Raw genomic sequence first — 24,916 nt, 5'->3', positions numbered from 1 at the left:
AGCTTACGGACGACCTGCTCCGGGGTGTGACGCTTCCTGCTGTTCGTCATGATCTGACCAGTCTCCCTGCCCGCGACCGCGGACAACAGGACGACTCTCAGAACCACCGGACCTACGAAACGGGGTCAGCCCAAGTGGAGTGCGACGCGGGTGTGTGAGCGGTGGAGACGATCCATCGACAGGCGGCGAAGCGGTAAACGGTGCCGAGCACAAGGCCCACGCCGTTGCCCGAGATGTTGTCCGCGAGCTGCGAGGTGAATCCCAACAGGTAGGGGAGACGAAGAGGCAGCCGGCCGCGACGAGGAGGCCGACCACGTTCACGATCGCGAAGAGCAGCCCCTCCCGGAACGCGCCCCGCGAACGCTCGCGGCGGAACGTGAGGTAGCGGTTGCCGAGCCACGCGGCGATGGTCGCGACAGTGACGCTCACGACCATCGACCAGATCGGCGAATCATGCAGAACCGTCGCGCGAACGACGTTGTAGACGCCCAGGTCAATCACGAAAGTGACGCCGCCCACCACGCCGAAACCCGCCAGTTGTCCGAAAAGCCGAGCCAACGGTCCTCGATCAGTTGACGTCGCGCGCGCAGAATCACGCCGCTCGGCGGCATCGTTGTCGAGCCGTCCCGCTACGATGTCCGCGCCGGCACCCGCGCGCGTCGCTTCATCCGTTTCACTCCTGCGCCGCATAACGGTCACCGGAACGGATGTCCACGCGGTTTGGACCGACCAGCTTCCTTGGAGGTTCGAGAAACTTCTCGTTCATCTGTGGACTGCGCAGCGCTCTGCGATGCATGCGGGATGGGCGAGCACGCGATAACGCTCACTATGCGTCACTCATATTTCCTTGGTCTCACAATTAGCTTTATAGCGACGCGATCACTTGCGCACTTCGATCGGCGCGGCGCATGCTGAGAACGATGACTGCCGCGATCCCCGTCCCCCGCCCCGCCACGAAGCACTCCGTCGGCGACGACATCCTCGGGATCCTCTGCGGCACCGTCGTCGTCTCGCTCGGGCTCTTCCTCCTGCGCGCCGGCGGCGACGTCTCCGGCGGCACGGCGGGGCTCGCGCTTCTCCTCAGCTACGCGACGCCCGTTCCGTTCGGCGTATTCTTTTTCGCGATCAACGTGCCGTTCTTCCTGCTCGCCATCCGGAGCAAGGGGTGGGGGTTCGTCCTGCGCAGCGTCCTCGCCATCGCGCTCGTCTCCGCCGCGTCGGCGTTCCACGGATCCGCCGGCGCGCTCGGCGCGCTCGCCCTCGACCCGTTCTACGCGGCGGTTGCGGGATCGACGCTCGCGGGGGTCGGCGTCCTCATCTTCTTCCGCCACGGCGCGAGCATGGGCGGGTTCAACATCCTCGGCCTCGTCCTGCAGGAGCGTTTCCACCTGCGCGCGGGCTACGTGATGATGACGCTCGACACGATTGTCGTGCTCTCGGCGTTCGCCGTCGCGTCGTGGCCGGTCGTCGTCGCCTCAGGCCTCGGCGCCGTGATCATGAACCTCATCATCGCGTTCAACCACCGCCCCGGCCGCTACGTCGCGTCGTCCTGACGGCGCGGGCGGCGACCGCGGTTAGTCCCCCTCGATGGGGCACACCGCCGCGGATCCGACGGCGCTGTGCGCCTGCTCGACCGTCCACGGGAACGTTGTGTCGGGCTGGCCCTCCCCCGGGACCTGCATGGCGATCGCCGCGAGCTCGCGCGCCAGCGCGCCCGCGATCTCGTCACCCGCCGCCGAGTTGTTCAGCACGACGACGACCGTGAGGCCCGTCTCGACGTCGCTGTACGCGGCGGTGCTGTAGCCGACCATGGCCCCCTGCTGCCCCACGAGGGTCCCGAGCATGAGGTTGCCGCCGGCGGCGCGCACCCACTGGTCGCCCTCCGGATCCGTGGGAAGCGAGTCTTGCCAGCGCGGCTCGACGTCGTCGCCGGATCCCACGTTCGCCGCGAGCGCGCTCGCGTAGTCGCGCAGGTCGGTCACGGTGGACACGACCCCCGAGTTCGCGTAGCCGAAGGTCGGCGACAGCTCCGTGACGTCGCGCGGCTCGCCCTCGCAGGCGCTCTTCCGCTGGCTGCTCGAGGTGTAGTAGCCCGTAAGCTCCACGGTGCCCGGGGCGTCGCCCGGGAGCGTCGTCGACGTCAGCCCCGCCGGCTCGGCGACGTAGGTGCGGTACAACTCGCGCAGGCTCGTGTGCGAGGCGTTCTCCAGCGCCATGCCGAGCAGGAAGTAGTCGCTGTCGGAGTCGCGCCAGCTCTCCGCGGACGCCATGCCGCGCCCGAGACCCTCGGCGACGAACTCGCGCGGCTCCCAGTTGCGGTCGAGGTTCGACAGGATCGACGACCAGCGCCCGTTCTGGGAGGGCCGCACCCCCGAGAGCCCGTCGCACAGGTCCTCGAGCGTCACCTCGGCCAGCTGCGGCGTGCTCGGGATGTAGGTCGTCACGGGGTCGTCGACGCTGACGGTGCCACGGTCGTCCAGAGCGAAGAGGACGTCGCAGGTCATCGAGCGGGTGATCTCGCCCGCTCGGAAGGTCATCGTCGCCGACGGGGTCTCGCCCGAGCCGATCTCCGTCTCGCCCACGCCCTCGACCCACTCCCCCGCCCACGGCACCCACACGCCGGCCACGGCGCCCGGCGCGCCCGCGCCCTGCATCGCGCGCTCGGTCGCGGCCTCGAGCTGCGCCGCGACGTCGTCGGGGAGCGGATCCGCGAGGTCCGCGGGATTCGGCGCGTCGTCCCCCGTGCATCCGGCCAGGAGCAGCGCCCCGACGGCGACGATGCCGACCGAGGCGGCAAGACGACGAGACCTGAAGACCATGGAACCCCCTGAAGACGGACTGCCTGACGAGTCTAGGTCGTCAGCCTGCGCGCATCGCGTCGCCCTGCTTCTCCCAGGCGTTGCGCATGAACCGGCGCACGTTCTCGTCGACGCGAATGTCGCTCGGGCGCAGCGGGCGGGAGAGGTAGAGCCCGTCGAGCGACGTCAGCCGCGAGAGCGCGACGTAGGTCTGACCCGGCGCGAACGCGCCCGCGCCCAGGTCGACGACGGCGCGGTCGTAGGTCTTGCCCTGCGACTTGTGGATCGTGACGGCCCACGCGAGGCGCAGGGGAAACTGCGTGAACTCGGCCGCGACGTCGCGCGAGAGCTTCTTCTGGAACGGGTCGTACGCGTAGCGGTACTTCTCCCACACGGCGGGCTCGACGTCGAACTCCTCGCCGTCGACGTCGACGCGCACGCTGTCGCCCAGGATCCGCGTCACCGTGCCGATCGTGCCGTTGACCCAGCGCGGCGGCTCGCCCCCGCTCCCGATGTCGTTGCGGAGGAACATGACCTGCGCGCCGATCTTGAGCTTGAGGTTCTCGTCGGCGGGGTACGCGTCGCCGCGGCCGAAGTCGCCGTTGACCTCCGCGACCGCGGTCTGCTCGCGGCCCGGCAGGTCGGCGAGATGCTGCGCGTTGATCTGGTTGACGCGGTCGTTGCGCGTCGCGAGCGTGATGACCGGGTCGTCGCCGTCGCGCGGCGGCGTGCGCGCGCCGGCCGCGTTGAGCGCCTCGGCGATCTCCGCGGTGACGCGCCCGTACCGGACCGCGTTCAGCATCGTCTTGAAGGCGTCGTCGTCCTGCCGGTGGATCTGCGTCAGCTCGCGGATGTGCAGCTCGGCGCCGTGGCGCCCCATCTCGATGAGGCCGTCGCCGGCCTGCTCGCCGGCCCACACCTTCGCGTCGAAGAACCAGAACGACCGGTAGTGGTCGTCGATGTAGCGCGCCTCGTCTCCCCGGGGCGGGACGGGCGCGAGCTGGTACGGATCCCCGAACATCACGACCTGGACGCCGCCGAAGGGTTCGCGCCGGCGCGCGCGGGCCTGGCGCAGCGAGCGGTCGATGCCGTCCATGAGGTCGGCGTTGACCATCGACACCTCGTCGATCACGAGCGTGTCGATGGCGTTGAGGATCTTGCGCGTCGCGTCGGACTGATCGAGCTCGCTGTCGGCGATGAGGCCGATCGGCAGCTTGAAGAGCGAGTGGATCGTCTGGCCCTCGACGTTCAGCGCCGCCACGCCCGTTGGCGCGCACACGGCGATCTGCTTTTGGGTGTTCCAGGTGAGGTGGCGCAGGAGCGTGGACTTGCCGGTGCCCGCCCGGCCCGTCACAAACACGTGCTCGCGCGTGTCCTCGATGAGCCGGAACAGGGCCTCCTGCTCGGCGGAGAGAACGGGCTGGGCCATCCCCCCATCGTACGAGGGCACGGTCGTGCAACGACCGGGCCGGCCGACGGGGAGAACACAGCGCCCGTTCCTAGACTGTGTCCATGCCAGCCGGATCCGACGAGCGTCGCCGCGCGCGGCGCCCGCCGAGCCCGGCTCTGCGCGCGATCGCGGGCGTCGTAGCGCTCGCGATGCTGGCCGGCGCGATCGCGGTGGGCTTCCTCTCGCTCTACCGCGAGTTCTGGGGGCCCAGCGCCTTCGCCGAGCGCTACGTGCGCGCGATCGCCGACGCCGACGCGCAGGCCGCCCTCGCGATCGCCGGCGTAGCCCCGGAGTTCTCCGCCCTCGAGGACATCGGCCGCGGGTACGCCTCCGACGCCCTCCTGCGCTCGGATGCGCTCGCGAGCACGATCACGGACGTCCGCGCCGTGGCCGAGGCGCCGCTTCAGACCGACGAGGGCGAGGTCACCGTCGTGACCGTGGCGTACACGATCGACGGCGTCCGCGACGAGATGGTCTTCCGCGTCGAGCGCGCGGGCATGAGCGGCCTCGTCCCCGCCTGGCGCTTCGAGACGAGCCCGCTGTCGGTCCTCGACGTCACGGTGCGCGGGTCCTGGCAGTTCGCGGTCAACGGCTTCGAGATCGACAAGCGCCAGATCGCGCCGGAGGGCGTGGAGGCGGATCCGCTCGCGCCCGTGACCATGCTCACCTTCTCCCCCGGGAACTACGCCATCTCCGTCGACACGGCGGCGACCGAGGCGGATCCGCGCACGGTGCGCTCGGCGTCGCTCCTGGACCGCGTCGCGATCGACATTCAGACCACCCCGACCGACGAGCTCACGCAGGTCGTCGAGGACAGCGTTACCGACTTCCTCGAGTCGACCTGCACGACGCAGGCCGTCCTGCAACCGCAGGACTGCCCCTTCAGCTACGACGCCTCGTGGGGCATCGCGCAGCCCGACATCTCCTGGACGATCCTCGACTACCCCCGCACGGCGCTCGTGCCCGACGGCAACGACTGGCGGGTCTCGCCGACGTCGGGCCGCGCGCACGTCACCCTCACGGTGCAGGACTACTTCACGGGCGCGCTCGTCCCCGTCGACGAGGACGTCTACTTCACGATGGTCGCCGAGGTCGACGTCGGCGACGACGGCAGCGTGCACATCACGATCGACCGCGCGACCTGACGGGTCAGAGGCCCCGGGCCTCGTCGCGCTCGGCGATCCGCGCGAGGCGCGCGTTGTACTCCGCCAGCTCCGCGTCACCCGTGCGGTCGGCGTGGCGGTCGCGGCGCTTCTGTTGCCGCTCGTCGCTGCGGCTCCACTGGATCGCCACCGTGATCGCCGTGATGACCGTCGGGATCTCCCCGATCGACCACGCGATCCCGCCGCCGGTGTACTGGTCGTCCATGGGCGTCGGGCCCCAGGCGCGCCCCATGGATCCGTACCACTCGGCGACCATGAGGCCCGACTGGCTCATGATCGCGATGCCGAAGAACGCGTGCATGGCCATGACAACGATGAGGAGGACGAGGCGCCCCGCGTACGGCAGGCGCCACGGCACGGGGTCGATGCCCACGAGGGTCATCGCGAACAGGTACCCCGTGATGAGGAAGTGCGCCACCATCCACTCGTGGCCGAGGTGGTCGTAGAGGCTCCATCGGAACAGGCCCGAGAAATAGAACGCCCAGAGGGATCCGATGAACAACCCCGCGGCGACGAACGGGTTCGTGAGGACCTTCGCGACGGGGTTGTGGACGAGCCAGAGGATCCACTCCCGGCCCCCGCGCGTGCCGTCCTCGCGCTTGACGATCGCGCGGCTCGCGAGGGTCACCGGCGCCGCGGCGACGAGCATCAGCGGGATGTCCATGCTGAGCAGCATGTGCAGCAGCATGTGCATGCTGAAGAGGTAGTGCCCGTAGGCGTTCAGGGGGCCGTTCGTCACCCACAACAGCTGGGCCATGCCGAGCATCCAGAACACCGTGCGGAAGGCGGGCCACGTGTCGCCGCGACGCTTCAGGCGCCACACGCCGAGGGCGTAGAACGCGATGCCGAAGATCCCCACGAGGAGCCACAGCGGGTCGATCTCCCACTGCGTGAACCACTCTGCGGCGGTGAGCTCCGGCGGCAGCGGCGCGTCGGTGAGGATCTCGGCGGGCGTCTGCAGCGCGGGTGGGATCTCGCTCACGGGAGGGGCCGATCGAGCGAGCGCGGTTGCGGCGCCCGACGCGACGCCCATGAACACGAGCTCGAGGGCGATCACCGCCCAGAACGTCGCGTTCTTCTCGGCGCTACGGGCGATGAGGCGGCGGCGGTACCACGCGCCGAGCGCTCCCATCGCGACGAGCGCGGCGATCTTCACCGCGAGGACGAGCCCATACGCCGTCGTGACGAGCTGGGAAAGGTCGGCGATCGAGGCGAGCGAGCGGAGGTAACCCGAGATCGCCACGACGATGAACGCCACGAGCGCGACGGAGGAGTACCGCGCGAGCACGGCGCGCATCCGCTCGGGCGAGAGCGCCGGGCGGATCGCGACGAGCGCGACGAGCCCGCCCAGCCAGACGGCGGCGCCGATGACGTGCAGGGTCAGGGCGGTCACGACGAGGTTATGGTCGGCGAGGTCGCCCGAGTGCCCCTGCGTGGCCATCGGCACGAGGCTCGCGACGGCCAGCGCGGCCGTGACGAGCGTCGTCGTCCACCCGCGCACGGCGAACGCGAGGACGGTCACGATCCCGCCCGCGACGGTCTGGATCAACCAGGCCTGGCCGATCTCGGTGGTCGTGAGGTACGTCCCGAGCTGCGCGCCGAACTCCGAGCCGAGCGAGAGCTGCGGGTTGAACCCGCTCATGTAGTTCAGGAACGTCGTGGCGCCCGACGCGATCGTAAACGCGGCCGCGCCGATCGAGGAGGTATCGAGCGCGACGCCGAACGCGCGCTCGTCGGGCTTCAGCGCGAACAGGGCGACGACGAGAGATCCGACCATCACGGATCCGGCGATGTTCACCGTCATCTTCGCGACCGGCAGGCTCCACCGCACGACGGCGCCCGGGTCCTGCAGCGCGAGCGGCGCGGCACCGCCCGTCGCGATGAGGGAAGCGACGAGCGCGGCCCCGGCGGCGACGAGGAGGAGGACGGGCCCGGCGGCCCGCAGGGCGCGGGGAGTCACGCGACCGATCCTAGCTCGCGTCGCCTGGGCGTCTCTCCGAGAACGCGACGCGGGCGCCGCCCCGAAGGGTGGCGCCCGCGTCGCGAGACGTCGTCGTCTTACTTGACGGCGGCCTTGAGCTTCGAGCCCGCGGTCACCTTGACGCGCTTGCCGGCCGGGATGGCGATCTCGGCACCGGTCTGCGGGTTGCGACCCGTGCGCGCGGCCGTGTCGACCTGCTCGAACGCGATCCAGCCGGGGATCGAGACCTTCGAGCCCTTGGCGACGGCCTCGGAGACGGTCGTGAAGAGCGAGTCGAGGACACCGGAGACGGTGGCCTGGCTCTGGCCGGTCGCGCTCGCGATGCTCGCGACGAGCTCGGTCTTGGTGATGTTCTTGTCGGCCATTGTCTTCCTCCATCGGCGCGGACGCGCCGTGACGAATCGTTGGACCGAGAGCGTGAACCCCCGGCTCGGTCGTGCGACCGAGCACAAAACTAACGCGGCTCGCCCGATTTCCGCGTATTTCCGCGGGTTTCGGGCGATTCGACACGGCGTGTCGCCCGTCCACGGTGCTCCTGTGGCGCGTGTGACCGCCAGAGACCCCTGCACACGCGACAGGGCGGGACCCCCGGTGTGGGGATCCCGCCCTGAGCGAGAGTCGTGCTTACCAGCTCGACTTGGTGATGCCGGGCAGCTCGCCGCGGTGCGCCATGTCACGGAAGCGGACACGCGAGATGCCGTACTTCGTGAGGACACCGCGGGGGCGGCCGTCGATGACGTCGCGCGAGCGGACGCGGACGGGCGACGCGTTACGGGGCAGCTTCTGCAGGCCCACGCGCGCGGCCTCGCGCTCCTCGTCGGACGCGTTCGGGTTGACGAGCGTCTTCTTCAGCTCGAGGCGCTTCTCGGCGTAGCGCGCCACGATCTCCTTGCGCTGCTCGTTGCGCGCGATCTTGCTCTTCTTCGCCATGATTAACGCTCCTCGCGGAAGTCGACGTGCTTGCGAACCACCGGGTCGTACTTCTTCAGCACGAGGCGGTCGGGGTTGTTGCGCCGGTTCTTCTTGGTCACGTAGGTGTACCCCGTGCCCGCGGTCGAACGCAGCTTGATGATCGGACGTACGTCCTGAGCCTTCTTCGCCATCAGAGCTTCACACCCTTCGCGAGCAGGTCCTTCACGACCGACTCGATGCCGCGGGCGTCAATGACCTTGATGCCCTTAGCGGAAACCGTCAGCGTGACCTTGCGGCCCAGCGACGGAACGTAGTACGTCTTCTTCTGCACGTTCGGGTCGAACCGACGCTTGGTGCGACGGTGCGAGTGCGAGACGTTGTGACCGAAGCCGGGGGTGGCTCCCGTCACCTGGCACACAGCAGCCATGGTTCACTCTCCTTCAATACCGTGATCCGAGAACGGATCACCCAAGATCTCTTGCCTGCGCAAGCCGCGCCCCGCCCGTTTCCGGGCTGTGTTCGGGAAGCGACTGCACGAACTGCGCGCAGGAGTGCGCACAGCCAAACAACGATCCTAGCACACCGGGCGTGTCACGGCCGCAGGAGCACCTTGCCCTCGCGGCCGGGCTCGGCGCTGGCGGCCGCCGCGGCGCGCGCGTCCTCGAGCGAGAAAACGCCGTGGACGGGGAGCGGCACCTCGCCGGATCCGACCCGCTCGAAGAGCTCCGCGAACAGACGCACGCGCGTCTCCGGATCCATCGTCGCGCTCACGCGGCTCCCCCAGAAGCCCTTGAGCGTCGCCTGCTTGAAGATGAGGTCGCCCGAGGACACGTCGAGGCGGCCGTCGCCCATAGCGCCGAACGACACGAGCGTGCCGCCCTCGCCGAGCAGCGCGAGCAGGTCCCCCGCCGCGCGGCCGCCCACCGAGTCCACGGCGGCGCGGGGCGCGGATCCGTCGAGGATCCGCTCGGCGCGCTCGCGCCAGTCGGGCTGCGCCGTCGAGACGACGTCCTCAATGCCCGCGGCGCGGAGCTCGTCGACGCCCGCGTCGCGGCGCACGAGCCCGAGGACACGAACCCCGCGGGAGGCGGCGAACTGCGCCACGAGCCGGCCGACCGCCCCGTTGGCCGTGTTCTGGGCGATCCACTCCCCGGGACGGACGTCGAGGAAGTCGAGGAGGCTCAGGGCGCTAAAGGGCATCGCGATGAGCTGGGCGGCGGTCTCGTCGCCGATCGCGTCCGGCACCGGCACGAGTCCGGCTGCGTCGGCCAGGGCGTACTCGGCCCAGACGCCGAACGTGCCGCCGGTCGCGACGCGCTGGCCGACGCGCAGCCCCGTCACGCCGTCTCCGAGGGCGTCGACTACCCCGAGGGCCTCCGTTCCGGCGCGCGCGGGCAGCTCGGGCCGGTACCCGTACGTCCCTCGGATCGTCCAGAGGTCGTGGTTGTGAATCGGCGACAGCACGACGCGGATCCGCGCCTGTCCCGGGCCGGGCTCGGGGAGCGGGACCTCGCGGGTCTGGAGGACGTCGACGGCCTCGCCGAAGGTCTCGTGCAGGAGTGCGCGCATGGGTGGTGCCTTTCTCTCGCGGTGGTCGGGGGTCCCCGGCCGCCGCGGTGACAACGCCCCGGACGGGGCGGGTGTTCCCAGCCTCAGGGAGCTCCCCGCAGATTCCTCACCAGGGGCCGACCTCGCACCAGCTCGGGTCGAACCCGGGCAGCACGTCGACCTCCTCGCCCGACGCGGCGTCATAGATCCACGTCTCGACGGTCTCGGGGAGCGGCTGCGGCGCGTCGTCGTACGGGTTCTCGGCGACGTCCGGCGCGACCTGCACGGCCGCGTACTGCGCGCTCGGCGACGAGCAGACGCCCAGGAGCGCGTCGCCCTGCGCCACGGTCGCGACGTCGGTCGCGGCGCCGTCGGCGCCGACCTGGACGACGTGCACGTCCGTGGGGAGGCCGTCGACGAGCTCGGCGTAGGCGCGGAGCGTCCCGCCGTCGGCGGTCGGGATGATCTGGCTGAGGAGACTCTCGCCCGAAAGCCCCAGGTCGACGTCGTCGAGGCCCGTCTGCTCGCCGGAGGCGAGGTCGAGCTCGACAAGCCGCCCGTCGGCGAGGCCGACGAGAGCCGTGTACGTCGAGCGCGCGACGCCCTCGATGAGGAGCGCGATGCCGAAGGTCGTCGGATCCGCGTCGGTCGTGCGGTCCACGAGCGTGAGGTCGCCGTCGAAGTCGTTGAACAACAGCGAGGAGGTCTCGGGCACGAACCGCCAGGTATCGATGCTCGGCTCCTCGCCCCCGACTTCCACGGGCTCGAGGCCCGCGTCGGAGGTCTCGGCCGCGTCCCGCAGGGATCCCGTGAACAGCACGCTGACGCGGCCCGACTCCGCGCTGACGTCGCCGTCGGTGAAGGTGAAGCCCACGAGCTGGTCCTGCTCGGACAGCTGCAACGCCTGCACGTACCCGTCGCCGGGGAGCTCGAGCGGGACGGGATCCGCGCCCGGATCCGCCCGGTCGAGGACGAACACGCGCGTCTCACCCTCCTCCACGACGCTCGCGACGAGGTAGCGGCTCGTCGCGCGGAAGTCGTCGATCTGCTCGGCGCGGAACACGGCGACGGGATCCGCATCCGATCCGACGGCGCGGGACGCGATGACGTCGTCGCCGCCGGGGTCGCGCTTGAGCGTGAGGACCTCCGCGCGCGGCGTCTCGAATGTGGTCGTCAGGTCGGCGGCCGGGCCGCCGCCGGCGCCCGTGACGCCGGACACCGTGATCGTGTAGCGCGTGGCGGCGTCGAGCGCCGCGGGGAAGCGCACGCCGACCGTGCGGCCCACCGCGTCAACCGTGAACTCGGCCGCGGGCTCGACGCTCACCTGCGCGGGGTCGATCGCGGACAGCGACTGGTTCGCGGTGAAGATGACGCGGCTCCCGGACTGCCCGATCGCGGCCGAGGGGTCGGCCTGGACGCTCGTCACGCGCGGCCCCTGCGACAGCCCGACCGCCGCGCCCGCGCCGCCGATCACGGCCAGCGCGGCGATGACGACCACGAACGCGGCCGCGAACCGCCCCCGGCCGCGCCGACGGCGCAGGGCCCGGCGCGAGTCAGTACTCATACGGATCCTCGGGCTCGTCCACGCGCGCCACGGAGGCCGCCTCGATCACGAGGCCGCCCGCGTCGTCGACCGCGACGTCGCCGACGAGCTCGATCCACTCCCCGGTCGCGAGGTCGGCCGGGAGCCCGCCGCCGTCGGCGACGGGAAGCACGGCCGACTGCGCGTCGATCACGCAGTGGGTGATGACGAGCCGGCTCAGCTGCACGGATCCGTCGTCCGCGGGGGTGACGAAGCCCGTCAGCCGGACGGTCTCGCCCGCGTACCGCTCGGGGCTCGTCGCCGTGGCGAACACGGCCGACCAGTCGCCGACGCCGAAGTCTGCCGTGTCGACGACGCCGAGCTGCACCTCGTCGGCGCCCGCGAACAGCACGGGCGCCCCGGTGTCGCGCTCCATCGCGAGCTCGGCGGACAGGGTCGCGGGCGGGAGCACGAGCGCCGCGACCGCGACGCCCGAGGCGAGCACGCCGCCGACCGTCGCGGCGATCACCGCGGCCGGGGCGCCGTCGGCGCCGTCGTGCGCGTGGTCGTGGCCGTGGTCGTCGCGCTCGGCGCCGAGCGGCAGCGCGAAGGACAGCGCCGCGCCCGCGAGGAGGAGGACGGACATGCCCACGGCGAACCAGGCCTGCGAGGGGTTGATGTACAGCTGCAGGCGGCCCGTGATCGTCAGCCCCAGGGTCACGACGGCGAGGACGGCCGCGAGTCCGACGCCGAGCCAGCGGTTCGCGAGGTCAGAGAACAAGGTTCATCACCGTCCCGAGCGCGAAGGCGAACAGCAGCACGACGGCCACGATCCCCGCGATGACCCGGCCCGTGAACGTCGTGCGCAGCAGCGCGATCATCTTCACGTCGACGATGGGCCCGACGATGAGGAACGCGACGAGCGATCCGGTCGTGAACGTCGAGGCGAACGACAGCGCGAAGAAGCTGTCGACGTTCGAGCAGATCGCGACCGTCATGGCCAGGAGGATCATCGCGACGATCGACAGCACGGGGTTCGAGCCAATCGCCACGAGCGCGCTGCGCGGGATGAGCACCTGGACGGCGCCGGCGATGGCGGATCCGATCACGAGCGCCGGCATGACCGCCCGCAGCTCCACGAGGAACTGCGCGAGCGTGCGGCGGGCGCGCGACCCGGCCGCGTCGGCGGAGACCTCGCACGCGAGCTGGAAGCGGTCCGTCAGCATGGCCTGCGGCTCCGGGTGGCGGCTGTACAGCCACGCGACGAGGAGCGCGACCGCGTAGCCGCCCGCGAGGCGCGCGACGAGGATCCCGCTGTCGAACCCGAACGCCTGGTGCGTGGTGATGATGACGATGGGGTTGACGATGGGGGCCGCGACGAGGAACCCCAGGGTGTCCGCGGGGGTGAGCCCGCGCATCATGAGCCCGCGCGCGAACGGGACGTTGCCGCACTCGCAGACGGGGATGAGCATGCCGACCCCCGCGAGCACCATGCGCCTGGGCCACGCACACCGCGGCAGGAGGCGGTGGATCACGTCCGCGGGCACCCAGACCTGGATGACGATCGACAGGATCACGCCCAGCGCGACGAATGGCAGCGCCTCGATCAGCACGCTCAGCGCGAGCGTGAGCCCGTCCTGCGCGCGCGTGGGGAGCGGATCCGCGAAGATCCCCGGCAGGAATGCGTCGACCGCGAACAGCGCCGCGATCGCCGCGGCGCCCATGCCGACGAGCGCCAGCGCGCGGCCGCGCGCGCCGCGGTCCGCGCCCTGCGGGGCGTCCTGCCGACGGGGAGGGGCGGGCGCCTGTGCCATGAGCCGGTCAGCCGCTCTTCGCGGCACACTCCGCGCAGACGCCGAAGATGTCGACGACGTGTTCGGCGTCGGTGAAGCCGTGGGTCGATGCCGTCTCGCGAGCCCAGCGCTCGACCGCCGTCGCCTCGATCTCGACCGTGCGGCCGCACCGGCGGCAGATGAGGTGGTGGTGGTGCCCGCTCGTCGCGCAGGCCCGGTAGAGGCTCTCGCCTTCGGGGCTCTGCAGGCTGTCGGCCTCGCCCGACTTCGCCAGGCCCGCGAGCGCGCGGTACACGGTCGCCAGGCCGATGCCGGTGTCGTCGCGGATCAGGGCGTGCAGGTCCTGCGCGCTGACGAAGCCGTCGCTCTCGGAGAGCGCCTCGCGGACGCGCTCTCGCTGCCACGTGTTGCGCTGAGCCATGCCCCGAGCCTACTTCGCCGCGCCCGCGGGCACGGTGTGCGCGCCCCGGTCCTCGTGCCGGATCCGCAGGGCGCGCTCGCGGCGCAGGGCCATGAGGCGGCACGCGAGGTAGATCGCGAACGAGATCGTCGTGATGTACGGGCTCACGGGCAGCGTCCCCGCGATCGCCAGAAGGATCCCGCCGACCGCCGAGACGAGGCCGAAGCCGGCGGACAGCAGCGGCACGACGAGGGGGCTGTTGCTCACGCGCATAGCCGCCGCGGCGGGCGTCACGAGCAGCGCCATCACGAGGAGCGCGCCGATGATGTGAACGGCGGCCGCGACGATCGCGCCGAGCAGGATCATGAAGACGATGCTGAGCCCGCGGGTCGGCACGCCGCGCGCCTCCGCGGCCTGCGGGTCGAGGGACTCGAAGCGCAGCGGGTTCCACACGACGATGAGGCCGACGAGCACAACGGCGCTGATGAGTACGAGCCACCCGAGGTCGGGGTTCGACACCGACACGATCTGGCCCGTGAGCAGGCCGAAGCGGTTGGCCGAGCGCCCGCTGTAGAGCGAGAGGAAGAGGATCCCGAGCCCCAGGCCGAACGGCATGAGCACGCCGACGATCGAGTTGCGATCGCGCGCGCGGGCCCCGAGGACGCCGATGAGGAGCGCCGCGACGAGTGCGCCGCCGAGCGATCCGACGACGACGGATCCGCCGAACAGCAGCGCCGCGGCCGCGCCCGCGAAGGAGAGCTCGCTGATGCCGTGCACCGCGAACGCCATGTCGCGCTGCATGACGAACACGCCGATGAGCCCGCCGACGATACCGAGGGCGGCGCCCGCGATGAGCGAGTTGGTCATGAGCGCGAGGAGCGCGCCGTAGTCCTCGAACGAGAACACGTCGGACCAGCTCATCAGAACACCCCCGCCTCGTCCTCGTCGTGATCGTGTTCGTGATGCGGGTGATGGGGCTCGGCGTCGGGGATCCCCGCCACGAGCAGGCGGCCCGCGGCGCGGATCACCTCGACCGGCGCGCCGTACAGCTCCGTGAGCACCTCGCTGCGGAGCACCTCGTCGGGGCTCCCGAGCCGGAAGCGTCCGCCCGCGATGTAGAGGATCCGGTCGACGACGCCGAGGATCGGGTTGACGTCGTGCGTGACGAACAGCACGCCGGCCCCGCGCTCGCGGCGCTCGCGGTCGATGATCTGGGTCACCGCGCGCTGGTTGGCGAGGTCGAGGCTCGACAGCGGCTCGTCGCAGAGCAGCAGCTGCGGGTTGTCCACAAGCGCCTGGCCGACCCGGAGCCGCTGCTGCTCGCCGCCGGAGAGGGCCCCGACGGCGTCGTCCGCGAAGCGGTCCGCGCCGACGGCCCGGAGGAGCTCGGCCACCCGCGCGGCGTCGCCGCGGCGCGGCACGGGGAGGCCGAAGCGCGTCCCGCTCATGCCGAGCGCGACGAGGTCCTTCGCGCGCATGTTCGTGCCGAGCGGGAAGGGGCGCTGCTGCGGGATGTAGCCGACCCCGCGGTTGCCGCGGCGAACCGGGGCGCCCGCCACGCGGATCCGCCCCGCGCTCAGCTGCTGCAGGCCGAGGATGGAGCGCAGGAGCGTCGTCTTGCCGGATCCGCTCGGCCCGAGCACCGCGACGAACTCGCCGGGCTGCACCTCGAGGTCGAGGCCCTGCCACAGGTCGCGCCCCCGCAGCCGCAGCCCGGCGCCGGAGATCTGTAGCACGGGATCGGTCATCCCCTCAGTCTACCTCCGGACTGATAATCGTTCTCGCCCGCCGGGCGCGGCGCTCAGCCCGCGAGCGCGTCGTCGAGCGCGTCGACGTTGTCCGTCATCCACTCGACGTAGGTCGAGCCCTCGGGCAGCGTCTCGGCGAACTCGACGACGGGCACGCCCGCGTCGTCGGCGGCCGCGATGAGCTGGTCCGTCTCGGATCCGCCGGTCTGCGCGTTGACGACGAGCACATCCACGTCGCCGTCCTCAATCGCCGTCAGCGCCGCGAGCAACGTGGCGGGCGCGACGTCCTGCCCCTCCTCGACGGCCTCCGCGAACCCCTCGGTCGTGACGTCCTCGAGGCCGGCCTCGGCCGCGAGGTAGCCGCCGAGGGGCTCGGTGAAGAACACCGTGGAGCCCGCGTGGGCGGCCTGCACCTTCGCGACGCGCCCCTCGAGCACCTCGAGGTCGGCCCGCACGGCATCGGCGTTCGCGGTGATCGCCTCGGCATCCTCGGGCAGGTCGGCCGCGAGGTGCTCCTCGAGCTCGGCGACGACGTGCTCGATCGTGTGCGGGTCGTACCAGACGTGCTCGTTGAAGCCCTCGATGTGCTCGTGGTCGTGATCGTCCTCGGAGTGCTCCTCCTCGGCGTGGTCGTGCTCGTCCTCCGCGTCCGACGGGTAGGCGTCGCTCAGCTCGGCGACCGTGAGCACCTCGGCGTCGGAGCCGGACGCCTCGAGAAGGTCCTCCATGAACGCGTCGTAGCCGCCGCCGTTCATGATCACGAGGTCGGCGCCGTCGAGCGCGAGCTGGTCGCGCGCGGTCGCCTCGTACTCGTGCGGATCCTGACTCCCGGAGTCGATGATCGCCTCGACGCTCGCCGCGTCGCCCGCCACCGCTTCCGCGAGCGACGCGTAGGCGCTCGTCGACGCGACCACCGTGAAGGCGTCGTCCTCGACCGGCGCTCCGGCCGAGCCGGACGCGCACGAGGCGAGCAGGAGGGCGGGCACCGCGATCAGGGGCGCGGCGAGGAGGGCACGACGGGTCTGCATGGCGCCATCGTACGCCGAATGAGAATCGTTATCAATCTCGCGGGACGTCGCCGAGGATCGCCCGCAGGTCTTCGGGGCCGAGCGCCGCGACCGCCTGCGCGTCGGCGGATCCGAGCACGTCCTCGAACAGACGGCGCTTGCGGTCCTGGAGCTCGAGCACCTTCTGCTCGATCGTGCCGGCCGAGATGAGGCGATAGACGACCACGGGGCGCTCCTGGCCGATCCGGTGCGCGCGGTCCACGGCCTGCGCCTCGGCGGCCGGGTTCCACCAGGGATCCAGGAGCACGCAATAGTCGGCCTCGGTAAGGGTGAGGCCGACGCCGCCCGCCTTGAGGGAGATGAAGAACGCCGGCAGGTCGCCCGCGTGAAACCGCTCGATCATGCGCTCGCGCTGCCCCTGCGACGCGGATCCGTCGAGGTAGGCGTAGCCGATGCCGCGATCGTCGGCGACCTGGGCCGCGCGGCCGAGGAACTCCGTGAACTGGCTGAACACGAGTACCCGGTGGCCGTCGGCGACCACCTCGTCGAGGAGCGCGCCGAGGGCGTCGAGCTTCGCCGAGGGCCCCTCGACCCCCGCGAAGGCCGGGTCGAGGGCGTGCCGCCGCAGTGTCGTGAGCGACGCGAGGATCTGGATCCGGTTCTTCTCGACGTCCTCCAGGAGCCCGAGCAGCTTCTGCTGCTCGCGGCGGAACCGCTTCTCGTAGGCCCGGCGGTGTTCCGGCGCGAGCGGGACCTCGAGCACCTGCTCGGTCTTGGCGGGGAGCTCAGGCGCGACGGCCTCCTTCGTGCGCCGCAGGAGGAAGGGGCGCAACCGCGCGCGCAGCTCGGCGAGGCGGCGCGTGTCGCCCTCCCGGGAAATCGCGTGGTGGAAGTGCGACCGGAAGTGCGCGCGGGTGCCGAAGAGGCCCGGCGCGACGAGGGCCGAGATCGCGAAGAGCTCCATGACGTCGTTTTCGAGCGGCGTTCCCGTGACAGCGAAGGTCGTGGGCGCCCCGAGCAGGCGCGCGGCCGCGTGGCCGCGCGAGGCGAGGTTCTTCACCTGCTGCGCCTCGTCCAGGACGACGACGCGAAACCCCGCGGCCTGCAGCTCCTCCTGGTCGAGGCGGAGGATCGCGTAGCTCGTGACGACGAGCGTCGCGCCCTCCGTGGCCTCCGCGACCGGCGTGCCGCGCTTGCGGGTCGTCTCCGTGAGGGCGGCCGGCGCGAGCGCGGGAGCGAACCGTGCGGCCTCCGCCACCCAGTGGCCCACCACGCTCGTCGGGGTGACGACGAGGAAGCGGGCGCCCGGCTCGTCGATGCGCGCGTGCTCCAGCGCCGCAAGCACCTGCACGGTCTTGCCGAGGCCCATGTCGTCCGCGAGGATCCCGCCCAGCCGGTGACGCCGGAGGAGATCGAGCCACGCGACGCCATCCCGCTGGTAGTCGCGCAGGACCCCGCGGAACGACGCCGGCGGATCGCGGCGCACGAACGCCCTCTCGCGGAGGCGTCGGAGGGCGTCGAACCACGCGCTCTGCTGCCGCGCGACAATGCCGATCTCGGCGAGCTCGTCCCAGAGGTCGACCCGGTAGCGCCCAATGCGCACGCGGTCGGAGGTCGGGTCGTCGAGCGCGCGCGCCTCGGCGAGGATGTCGCGCAGGCGCGCGAAGTTCTCGCCGAGGAGCGGAAACGTCGTCCCGCTGAGCAGCGTGAAGTACGTGCGCCCGTGGGCGAGGGCCCGGATGAGGTCGCCCGAGGCGACCGGCTCCCCCTGGATCGTCACGACGATGTTCAGCTCGAACCAGTCCCGACCCGACGCGTGGCCGCCGATCGTGACGACCGGATCCTCGGTGGCGAAGGTGTAGGTCGGCACCTCGCCGTGCAGCTCGACGCGCACGTCGTCGAGCCGACGGAGCGCCGGCATCACCTCGGCGAGGAACTCGACCGTCTCGTCGGGGCCGAGGTCGCGCGCGGGCGGGAGCGGGTCGGCGCGCTGGCGGGCGACCAGCCGCGCGAAGTCGCCGGCCGCGCGGTCGACGTCCGCGAGGATCTCGCGCTCGAGGGCGCGGTCGACCACCCCGCCCGGGCGCTCCCATTCCCAATAGACGCGGGCGTGCGGATCCGCGTGCCGGACGGCGACGACGAGCGTCGGGCGCGGCGGCGCGGGGATCTCGTAGGATCCGTCGCTCGAGACCGTCGGCGCGATCTGCCGCAGGCGCGGCAGGAAGTCGCGGGCGAAGTCGTCGAGGCGGTCGGCGGGAATCGAGAGGTGACCCGCCCGGCCCAGCGCGTCGAACTCCGCGCTCGCCGGCTCGGCGAAGCGCGCGAGGGACGCGACCTGCCCGCCCGGCCCCCGCCGCGCGACGGCGACGGAGGGCGCGCCCACGACGAGGGGCCGCCCCGCGGGGGATCCCGGCCCGGCGACGGCCTCTACCCACAGCCGGTCGCGGACCATGCGCAGGTCGATCTGCGGGGCCGCCTCCGCCTCTTCGAGCACCACGGCCGGCTGCCCCGCCCCGTCCGCGACAAACTCGACGCCCGCCGCGTGCGCACCCCTCAGCGCGCGCCAGAGCCCCGCGCCCGGCAGCGCGTCGAGCCGGATCCAGTCGGGCGCGCCCCACCCCGCGCCGTACCGGGAGCGGTGGCCGCGCGAGCGCAGGCGCTCTCCTACGGCCGCGAAGTTCTCGCGCGAGGCGTGCATCGCCTCGAGGTCAGCGAGCGCCGCGCGGCGGGGGTCGGCCGAGCGCTCCTCCGCGACGTCGCGCCACGACAGCCCCGTGCGGATCCACGCCCCGCGGGCCCCGCGCACGGCCGGTCGGATCGCGACGCCCGCGCCCTGCGGATCGGCGGGGCCCGCGGCGCGCACCGCGAAGAGCAGGGCGATCTCGCCCCGCTCGCCCTCGGGGTCGGGCGGGTCCTCGAGGACGCCGCGCAGGGCGCGCTCCCAGGGCTCGAGCGCGGCCTCCGCCGAGGCGTGTCCGCCGTCCCCACCCCCGCCGACGCGGAACGGATCCTCCCGCTCGGCGAGGACGATCAGCGCCGCGGCCGCGTGCGCGCACCGCCCGGCCCCGTCGTGCGGGCACCAGAAGGCGATCGCGAACTCGCCGCCGTCGTCCTCCGCCTCGACGGCGACCGCGAGGGATCCGACCGACACCAGGGCCGTCGACACCCGCCGCCCGAGCTCGCAGCGCGTCACGCGGATCGGCAGCTCGGCCGCCAGCATCCGCCCCGCGGCTACGTCGTCCGGCGCGAAGAGCTCGGAGACGGTGGCGGCGGTGAGAACGAGCACGGGCTCACCCTATGCGGGGCCACCGACACCCCGGGCGTGAGGCGGGTCAGTCGAGCAGCAGCGCCGGCTCCTCCAGGACCGCGGCGATGTCGGCGAGGAAGCGGCTGATCTTGTCGCCGTCGACGATGCGGTGGTCGAAGGATCCGGACACCGTCGTCACCCACGCGGGGCGCACCTCGCCGTCGACGACCCACGGCTTCTGGCGGATGGATCCCATCGCGACGATCGCGGCTTCGCCCGGGTTCAGGATCGGCGTGCCCGCGTCCATCCCGAACACCCCGATGTTCGTGATCGTGATCGTGCCGCCCGCCTGATCCTCGGGGGACGTCTTGCCGTCGCGCGCCGTCTGCGTGAGCGCCTGCAGCGCGACCGCGAGCTCCCGGATCGACAGGTCGTGCGCGTCCTTGATGTTCGGCACGAGGAGGCCGCGCGGCGTCGCGGCGGCGATGCCCAGGTTGACGTAGTTGCGCACCTGGATCTCGGCGCCCGCCTCCGTCTCGATCCACGCCGAGTTGATCTCGGGGGTGCGCTGCACGGCCCAGAGCAGCGCCTTCGCGAAGACGAGCAGCGGCGAGATGCGTACGTCCGCGAACTGCGGCTGCTTCTTCAGCCGCGCCACAAACTCCATCGTGCGGGTGGCGTCGACGTCGGTCCAGACCGACACGTGCGGCGCCGTGTATGCCGAGCCCACCATGGCGTTGGCCGTCGCCTTGCGCACGCCCTTGACGGGCACCGCCTCGTAGCGCGGATCCGCGGGCTTCGCGGGGGCGGGGATCCGCCGCTCGCGCTCCGCGGGCCACTCGGGCGTCGAGAGGTTGCGGAACACCGACGCCTGATCGGCGTGCCGCACGACGTCGTCGCGCGTGACCTCGCCCGACGGCCCCGTGCCCTGGACCTCGTTCAGCGCGACGCCCAGGTCGCGCGCGAGGCCGCGCACCGGCGGCTTGGCGATCACGCCGACCGCCTGGCGCACGGTCTTCTCGTGCGTGCGCGGCCGGCGACGGGTCTTCGCCTCCGCGCCGCTGCCGTACCCCACGAGGACCGCGGAGTCGGACGCGTCCGCGGGCGCCTCGGGCGTCGCTCCGCCCTCGGAGGATGCGGCCGGGGCCTGCGCGGTCGCCGCCTGCTCGACTGTGAGGATCGGCGCTCCGACGTCGACCGTGTCGCCCTCGGCGACGAGGAGCCGGCCCACGACGCCCGCGAACGGCGACGGCAACTCGACGACGCTCTTGGCCGTCTCGATGTCGGCGATCGCATCGTTCACGGCGATCTCGTCGCCCGGCTTGACCCGCCACTCGACGAGCTCGGCCTCGGTCAGTCCCTCGCCGACGTCGGGAAGGTGAAACGTCTCCATGCGGATCCTCCGGGTCTCAGTACGACATCGCGCGGTCGACGGCCTCGAGCACGCGGTCCGCGTCGGGCAGGTAGGTGCCCTCGAGTTTGGCAGGCGGGAACGGCACATCGAACCCCGCAACCCGCATCACGGGGGCCTCGAGCGAATAGAACGCGCGCTCGGCGACCGTCGCGGCGATCTCGCCGCCGATGCTCGCGTGGCCTGGCGCCTCCTGCGCCCAGACCATGCGGCCCGTCGAGCGCACCGACTCGACGAGCGGGTCGTAGTCGATCGGCGACAGCGAGCGGACGTCGACGACCTCGCAGCTCGTGCCCTCCCCCTCGGCGATCGCCGCGGCCTGCAGGAGGACCGACACCATGGCGCCGTGACCCGCGAGCGTTACGTCCGTGCCCGGGCGCACGACGCGGGTGGCATGCAGCTGCGCCGCGCGGCGATCCGTGTCGACCTCGCCCTTCTGCCAGTACCGGCTCTTCGGCTCCAGGAAGATCACGGGGTCGTTCGAGGCGATCGCGTCCTGAATCATCCAGTACGCGTCGTTCGGCGTCGAGGGGCTCACGACGCGCAGGCCCGCCGTGTGGGCGAAGTACGCCTCCGGGCTCTCCTGGTGGTGCTCCACCGCGCCGATGTGCCCGCCGTAGGGAATCCGGATGACGACCGGCATCGACAGCGCGCCCTCGTGCCGGTTCGTGAGCTTCGCGAGCTGCGTGGTGATCTGGTCGAAGGCCGGGAACACGAACCCGTCGAACTGGATCTCGATGACGGGTCGGAACCCCGTCATGGCGAGCCCGATGGCCGTGCCCACGATGCCGGCCTCCGCGAGCGGGGTGTCGAGCACCCGGCGCTCGCCGAAGTCGCGCTGGAGGTGCTCCGTGACGCGGAAGACCCCGCCGAGCTTGCCGATGTCCTCGCCCATGAGGAGCACGCGGTCGTTCTCCTCCATCGCGCGGCGCAGGCCCGCGTTCATCGCCTTCGCGAACGGCATCGTCTCGCGGCTCATGCCTCGCCCCCCTCGAACGCCGCCTCATAGTCGGCGAGCCAGGCCGCCTGCTGCTCCATGAGGGGGTGCGGATCCGTATACACGTGCGCGAACATGCTGTCGCGCCGGGGGGCGTCCATCTGCGCCACCCGCGTCCTCGCGTCCGCGGCGAGCGCCTCGCCCTCCGCGTCCACGTCGGCGAAGAAATCGGATCCCGCGCCGCGGGCTGTGAGGAACGCGCGCATGCGGGCGATGGGGTCGCGGCGAGCCCACGATTCCTCCTCCTCGCGGGTGCGGTACTTCGTCGGGTCGTCGCTCGTCGTGTGCGCGCCCATTCGGTACGTCACGGCCTCGATCGCCCGCGGTCCGCCGCCAGCGCGCGCCTCGTCGAGGAACATGCGCGAGACGGCATACGACGCGAGGACGTCGTTCCCGTCGAGGCGGGCGCTCGGGATCCCGTACCCGGCCGCGCGGTCGGACAGCGGCGCGCGCGCCTGCGTCGAGACCGGCACCGAAATGGCCCACTGGTTGTTCTGCAGGAAGAAGAGCTGGGGCGCCTGGTAGGACGCGGCGAACACCATCGCCTCGTGCACGTCGCCCTCGCTCGCGGCGCCGTCGCCGTAGTAGACGACGACCGCCTCGTCCGTGTCGGGATTCCCCGTGCCCGTGCGGCCGTCGAAGGCGAGCCCCATGGCGTACCCCGCGGCGTGCAGCGTCTGCGTGCCGAGCACGAGCGTGTACAGGCGCGTGTTGCCGTTGGCGGGATCCGTCGGATCCCACCCGCCGTGCGTCACGCCCCGCATGAGGCCGAGGATGTCGACGGGGTCGACCCCGCGGATCCGCGTCACCGCGTGCTCGCGGTACGACGGGAAGACCGTGTCCTGCGGGCGGGTCGCGCGCGCGGATCCGACCTGCGCGGCCTCCTGGCCAAGGGACGGCGGCCACAGGGCGAGCTGGCCCTGGCGCTGCAGGAGGGTCGCCTGGCGGTCGAACGCCCGGATCACCGCCATGTCGCGGTAGAGCTGCTCGAGCGCGTGGTCGTCGAGCGCATCGACGGCCGCGCGGTACGGCTCGGCGTCGGGGGTTGGCGCGAACGAGCCATCGGGGTCGAGGAAGCGCACGACGGGGGAGTCTGCCGAAGTCACCTCTCCACGCTAGGCCCGCCCGCGCCGCCGGGGGCCAAGGCACGACCGACAATGGATATCCGGATCCGCTGGAGGATCCGCACGAACCCACCCGAGGCATGCCGCGCGGGGCATCGCGCCGCGGATACGCTCGCGGAATGAGCGCAACCGAGTCTTACCGCGCCGCGCGCGACCAGCTCCTCGCCCTGTCGGGCGATCACGCCCGGGCGGCGGCCGAGTTCTCCTGGCCCGATGTCGGGCCCACCTTCAACTGGGCGGTCGACTGGTTCGACCAGATCGCCGACGACCGCCCCGCGCTCGTCATCGTCGAGGAGGACGGATCCGAGCTCACCCGCACCTACGCGGAGCTCTCGCGCGAGTCCGACGTCGTCGCGGACTGGCTGGCCGAGCGCGGCGTCGCCGCCGGCGACCCCGTCATGCTCATGCTCGGCAACCAGGTCGAGATGTGGGTCGCGATGCTCGCGATCATGAAGCTCGGCGCCGTCATCCTCCCCACGACGACGGCGATCGGCGCGGAGGACCTCGCCGACCGCGTCACGCGCGGCGGCGTGCGGTGCGTCATCGCGAACGCCCGCGATACGGGGCTGTTCGCGGGGATCCCCGGCTCCTGGATCCGGATCAGCGTGGGCACCGCCGACGGCTGGACCGACCTCGCCGGCGCCGCGGGGCGCGCGTGGGCGCCGCGCCCGCACCCGGGGACGGCGGCGTCCGCCCCGCTCCTGCGGTACTTCACGTCGGGCACGACGTCCCGCCCGAAGCTCGTCGAGCACTCGCAGGTGTCGTACCCCGTCGGGCACCTGTCGACCACCTACTGGATCGGGGTGCGACCGGGCGACGTGCACCTCAACATCTCCTCCCCCGGCTGGGGCAAGCACGCCTGGAGCAGCTTCTTCGCGCCGTGGATCGCGGAGGCGACGATCTTCGTCTACAACTACCAGCGCTTCGACGCCGCGAAGCTCCTTCAGGAGCTGCGCGCGCGGGACGTCGCGACGTTCTGCGGCCCGCCGACCGTGTGGCGCATGCTCATCCACGCCGACCTCGGCGAGCGACCCGCGGGGCTCCGCGAGCTCGTCTCGGCCGGAGAGCCGCTGAACCCCGAGGTGATCCAGCGCGTCGAGCGCGCGTGGGGCCTGACGATCCGCGACGGGTTCGGGCAGACCGAGACGACCGCGCAGATCGGCAACACCCCGGGCTCCGACCTCAAGCCCGGCTCCATGGGCCGCCCGCTCCCGGGGTACCCCGTCGCCCTCCTCGACACGGTCACGGGCGAGCGGATCGAGGGCCCCGGCGAGGGCGAGCTCTGCCTCGACCTGTCCCGCCCCGTCCTGCCGCTCATGACCGGCTACTGGGGCGATGCGGAGCGCACGGCCGAGGCGACGCGCGGAGGCTACTACCGCACGGGCGACGTCGCCGCCCGCGACGCCGACGGGTTCATCACCTACGTCGGCCGCACCGACGACGTGTTCAAGGCGAGCGACTACAAGATCAGCCCGTTCGAGCTCGAGTCGGCGCTCATCGCGCACCCCGCCGTGTCCGAGGCGGCCGTCGTGCCGGCGCCGGATCCGCTGCGCCTCGCCGTGCCCAAGGCGTACGTCGCGCTCGCCCCTGGCCACGAGCCCACGGCCGAGACGGCGCGCAACATCCTCGCGCACGCTCGCGCCCACCTCGCGCCCTACCTGCGCGTGCGCCGCGTCGAGTTCTTCGAGCTGCCGAAGACGATCTCGGGCAAGATCCGCCGCGTCGAGCTGCGCGCCCGCGAGGAGGATCCGCACCTCGACCGCTCGGGCGAGTTCCGCGACGACCAGTTCCCGGGCCTCCGCTCGCGCCCGTAGC

23 protein-coding genes are annotated in these 24,916 nt (G+C 72.0%); 3 read left to right on the top strand and 20 right to left on the bottom strand.

What is annotated here, in order from left to right; genetic code table 11:
• Positions 1-3: 3 nt before the first annotated feature.
• Positions 4-690: a GtrA family protein gene (locus tag GJQ66_RS15400; protein WP_155049164.1), complete on the bottom strand. Its 687-nt coding sequence runs from the start codon at positions 688-690 to the stop codon at positions 4-6.
• 230 nt (positions 691-920) lie between these two features.
• Between GJQ66_RS15400 and GJQ66_RS09730 the strand changes: the two genes are divergently transcribed.
• The gene (locus GJQ66_RS09730; RefSeq protein ID WP_155049162.1) at positions 921-1,553 is read left to right on the top strand and encodes a YitT family protein; all 633 of its coding nucleotides are present in this window, start codon (positions 921-923) and stop codon (positions 1,551-1,553) included.
• 21 nt (positions 1,554-1,574) lie between these two features.
• On the opposite strand, the gene GJQ66_RS09725 is transcribed toward GJQ66_RS09730, so the two are convergent.
• Together GJQ66_RS09725 and GJQ66_RS09720 are read right to left on the bottom strand one after the other, a co-directional pair.
• Positions 1,575-2,819, bottom strand: coding sequence for a serine hydrolase (locus tag GJQ66_RS09725; protein WP_155049160.1), 1,245 nt, complete (start codon positions 2,817-2,819; stop codon positions 1,575-1,577).
• Between the two features lie 40 nt (positions 2,820-2,859).
• Positions 2,860-4,227, bottom strand: coding sequence for an ATP-dependent RecD-like DNA helicase (locus GJQ66_RS09720; protein WP_155049158.1), 1,368 nt, complete (start codon positions 4,225-4,227; stop codon positions 2,860-2,862).
• A gap of 83 nt (positions 4,228-4,310) precedes the next feature.
• Here GJQ66_RS09720 and GJQ66_RS09715 point away from each other — a divergent pair, with 83 nt between their 5' ends.
• Complete coding sequence (locus GJQ66_RS09715; RefSeq protein WP_155049156.1) at positions 4,311-5,393, top strand: hypothetical protein; 1,083 nt, start codon at positions 4,311-4,313, stop codon at positions 5,391-5,393.
• Between the two features lie 4 nt (positions 5,394-5,397).
• Here the strand turns inward: GJQ66_RS09715 and GJQ66_RS09710 are convergent, their stop codons facing one another.
• The 17 genes from GJQ66_RS09710 to GJQ66_RS09630 form a co-directional block, all read right to left on the bottom strand.
• Positions 5,398-7,371, bottom strand: coding sequence for a cytochrome c oxidase assembly protein (locus tag GJQ66_RS09710; RefSeq protein ID WP_368732855.1), 1,974 nt, complete (start codon positions 7,369-7,371; stop codon positions 5,398-5,400).
• 98 nt (positions 7,372-7,469) lie between these two features.
• Positions 7,470-7,757, bottom strand: coding sequence for an HU family DNA-binding protein (locus GJQ66_RS09705; protein ID WP_155049155.1), 288 nt, complete (start codon positions 7,755-7,757; stop codon positions 7,470-7,472).
• Between the two features lie 259 nt (positions 7,758-8,016).
• Positions 8,017-8,322, bottom strand: a complete 306-nt coding sequence (gene rpsN / locus GJQ66_RS09700; RefSeq protein ID WP_155049153.1) for a 30S ribosomal protein S14 — start codon at positions 8,320-8,322, stop codon at positions 8,017-8,019.
• A 2-nt stretch (positions 8,323-8,324) separates the two neighbouring features.
• Positions 8,325-8,495 carry a 50S ribosomal protein L33 gene (rpmG, locus tag GJQ66_RS09695; protein ID WP_155049151.1) on the bottom strand — a complete coding sequence of 57 codons (171 nt, stop codon included), beginning with the start codon at positions 8,493-8,495 and terminating at the stop codon, positions 8,325-8,327.
• Positions 8,495-8,731, bottom strand: a complete 237-nt coding sequence (gene rpmB, locus GJQ66_RS09690; protein ID WP_155049149.1) for a 50S ribosomal protein L28 — start codon at positions 8,729-8,731, stop codon at positions 8,495-8,497. Before rpmB ends, rpmG begins: the two co-directional genes overlap by 1 nt.
• 164 nt (positions 8,732-8,895) lie before the next feature.
• Complete coding sequence (locus GJQ66_RS09685) at positions 8,896-9,873, bottom strand: zinc-binding dehydrogenase (RefSeq protein WP_155049147.1); 978 nt, start codon at positions 9,871-9,873, stop codon at positions 8,896-8,898.
• A gap of 106 nt (positions 9,874-9,979) precedes the next feature.
• Entirely contained in the window at positions 9,980-11,416 is a 1,437-nt protein-coding gene (locus GJQ66_RS09680) for a hypothetical protein (protein WP_155049146.1), read from the bottom strand.
• Positions 11,406-12,155, bottom strand: a complete 750-nt coding sequence (locus GJQ66_RS09675) for a TIGR03943 family protein (protein ID WP_155049144.1) — start codon at positions 12,153-12,155, stop codon at positions 11,406-11,408. The genes GJQ66_RS09680 and GJQ66_RS09675 overlap by 11 nt, the downstream gene beginning before the upstream one ends.
• Positions 12,145-13,098: a permease gene (locus tag GJQ66_RS09670; protein WP_155049179.1), complete on the bottom strand. Its 954-nt coding sequence runs from the start codon at positions 13,096-13,098 to the stop codon at positions 12,145-12,147. Before GJQ66_RS09670 ends, GJQ66_RS09675 begins: the two co-directional genes overlap by 11 nt.
• A 97-nt stretch (positions 13,099-13,195) precedes the next feature.
• Positions 13,196-13,588: a Fur family transcriptional regulator gene (locus tag GJQ66_RS09665; RefSeq protein WP_155049142.1), complete on the bottom strand. Its 393-nt coding sequence runs from the start codon at positions 13,586-13,588 to the stop codon at positions 13,196-13,198.
• A gap of 9 nt (positions 13,589-13,597) precedes the next feature.
• Positions 13,598-14,488 (bottom strand): metal ABC transporter permease, encoded by an 891-nt coding sequence (locus GJQ66_RS09660; RefSeq protein ID WP_155049140.1) that lies wholly within the window; start codon positions 14,486-14,488, stop codon positions 13,598-13,600.
• Entirely contained in the window at positions 14,488-15,315 is an 828-nt protein-coding gene (locus GJQ66_RS09655) for a metal ABC transporter ATP-binding protein (protein WP_155049138.1), read from the bottom strand. Before GJQ66_RS09655 ends, GJQ66_RS09660 begins: the two co-directional genes overlap by 1 nt.
• Positions 15,316-15,368: 53 nt before the next feature.
• Positions 15,369-16,343, bottom strand: coding sequence for a metal ABC transporter solute-binding protein, Zn/Mn family (locus GJQ66_RS09650; RefSeq protein ID WP_155049136.1), 975 nt, complete (start codon positions 16,341-16,343; stop codon positions 15,369-15,371).
• Positions 16,344-16,374: 31 nt separating this feature from the next.
• Positions 16,375-19,608 (bottom strand): DEAD/DEAH box helicase, encoded by a 3,234-nt coding sequence (locus tag GJQ66_RS15395; RefSeq protein WP_155049134.1) that lies wholly within the window; start codon positions 19,606-19,608, stop codon positions 16,375-16,377.
• Positions 19,609-19,654: 46 nt separating this feature from the next.
• Positions 19,655-20,968, bottom strand: a complete 1,314-nt coding sequence (locus tag GJQ66_RS09640; protein WP_368732857.1) for a dihydrolipoamide acetyltransferase family protein — start codon at positions 20,966-20,968, stop codon at positions 19,655-19,657.
• 10 nt (positions 20,969-20,978) lie between these two features.
• Positions 20,979-21,959, bottom strand: coding sequence for an alpha-ketoacid dehydrogenase subunit beta (locus GJQ66_RS09635; protein WP_155049130.1), 981 nt, complete (start codon positions 21,957-21,959; stop codon positions 20,979-20,981).
• A complete protein-coding gene (locus GJQ66_RS09630) occupies positions 21,956-23,083 on the bottom strand; it encodes a thiamine pyrophosphate-dependent dehydrogenase E1 component subunit alpha (protein WP_368732854.1) in 1,128 nt (375 codons plus the stop codon). Before GJQ66_RS09630 ends, GJQ66_RS09635 begins: the two co-directional genes overlap by 4 nt.
• Positions 23,084-23,220: 137 nt before the next feature.
• On the opposite strand from GJQ66_RS09630, the gene GJQ66_RS09625 reads away from it, so the two are divergent.
• On the top strand, positions 23,221-24,915 hold the full coding sequence (locus GJQ66_RS09625) for an AMP-binding protein (RefSeq protein WP_155049128.1): 1,695 nt from the start codon (positions 23,221-23,223) through the stop codon (positions 24,913-24,915).
• Position 24,916 lies beyond the last annotated feature (1 nt).

Source organism: Microbacterium sp. ZXX196, assembly GCF_009709595.1.
In the GTDB taxonomy this organism is placed as follows: domain Bacteria; phylum Actinomycetota; class Actinomycetes; order Actinomycetales; family Microbacteriaceae; genus Microbacterium; species Microbacterium excoecariae.
The sequence above is the reverse complement of the archived record's forward strand: the minus strand, read 5'-3'. Positions and strand labels throughout refer to the sequence as shown.

Coding starts and splice junctions, on each gene's coding strand:
- GJQ66_RS15400 (WP_155049164.1), bottom strand. CDS start 690: ATGCGGCGCAGGAGTGAAACGGATGAAGCGACGCGCGCGGGTGCCGGC.
- GJQ66_RS09730 (WP_155049162.1), top strand. CDS start 921: ATGACTGCCGCGATCCCCGTCCCCCGCCCCGCCACGAAGCACTCCGTC.
- GJQ66_RS09725 (WP_155049160.1), bottom strand. CDS start 2,819: ATGGTCTTCAGGTCTCGTCGTCTTGCCGCCTCGGTCGGCATCGTCGCC.
- GJQ66_RS09720 (WP_155049158.1), bottom strand. CDS start 4,227: ATGGCCCAGCCCGTTCTCTCCGCCGAGCAGGAGGCCCTGTTCCGGCTC.
- GJQ66_RS09715 (WP_155049156.1), top strand. CDS start 4,311: ATGCCAGCCGGATCCGACGAGCGTCGCCGCGCGCGGCGCCCGCCGAGC.
- GJQ66_RS09705 (WP_155049155.1), bottom strand. CDS start 7,757: ATGGCCGACAAGAACATCACCAAGACCGAGCTCGTCGCGAGCATCGCG.
- rpsN (WP_155049153.1), bottom strand. CDS start 8,322: ATGGCGAAGAAGAGCAAGATCGCGCGCAACGAGCAGCGCAAGGAGATC.
- rpmG (WP_155049151.1), bottom strand. CDS start 8,495: ATGGCGAAGAAGGCTCAGGACGTACGTCCGATCATCAAGCTGCGTTCG.
- rpmB (WP_155049149.1), bottom strand. CDS start 8,731: ATGGCTGCTGTGTGCCAGGTGACGGGAGCCACCCCCGGCTTCGGTCAC.
- GJQ66_RS09685 (WP_155049147.1), bottom strand. CDS start 9,873: ATGCGCGCACTCCTGCACGAGACCTTCGGCGAGGCCGTCGACGTCCTC.
- GJQ66_RS09680 (WP_155049146.1), bottom strand. CDS start 11,416: ATGAGTACTGACTCGCGCCGGGCCCTGCGCCGTCGGCGCGGCCGGGGG.
- GJQ66_RS09670 (WP_155049179.1), bottom strand. CDS start 13,098: ATGGGCGCCGCGGCGATCGCGGCGCTGTTCGCGGTCGACGCATTCCTG.
- GJQ66_RS09665 (WP_155049142.1), bottom strand. CDS start 13,588: ATGGCTCAGCGCAACACGTGGCAGCGAGAGCGCGTCCGCGAGGCGCTC.
- GJQ66_RS09660 (WP_155049140.1), bottom strand. CDS start 14,488: ATGAGCTGGTCCGACGTGTTCTCGTTCGAGGACTACGGCGCGCTCCTC.
- GJQ66_RS09655 (WP_155049138.1), bottom strand. CDS start 15,315: ATGACCGATCCCGTGCTACAGATCTCCGGCGCCGGGCTGCGGCTGCGG.
- GJQ66_RS09650 (WP_155049136.1), bottom strand. CDS start 16,343: ATGCAGACCCGTCGTGCCCTCCTCGCCGCGCCCCTGATCGCGGTGCCC.
- GJQ66_RS09635 (WP_155049130.1), bottom strand. CDS start 21,959: ATGAGCCGCGAGACGATGCCGTTCGCGAAGGCGATGAACGCGGGCCTG.
- GJQ66_RS09625 (WP_155049128.1), top strand. CDS start 23,221: ATGAGCGCAACCGAGTCTTACCGCGCCGCGCGCGACCAGCTCCTCGCC.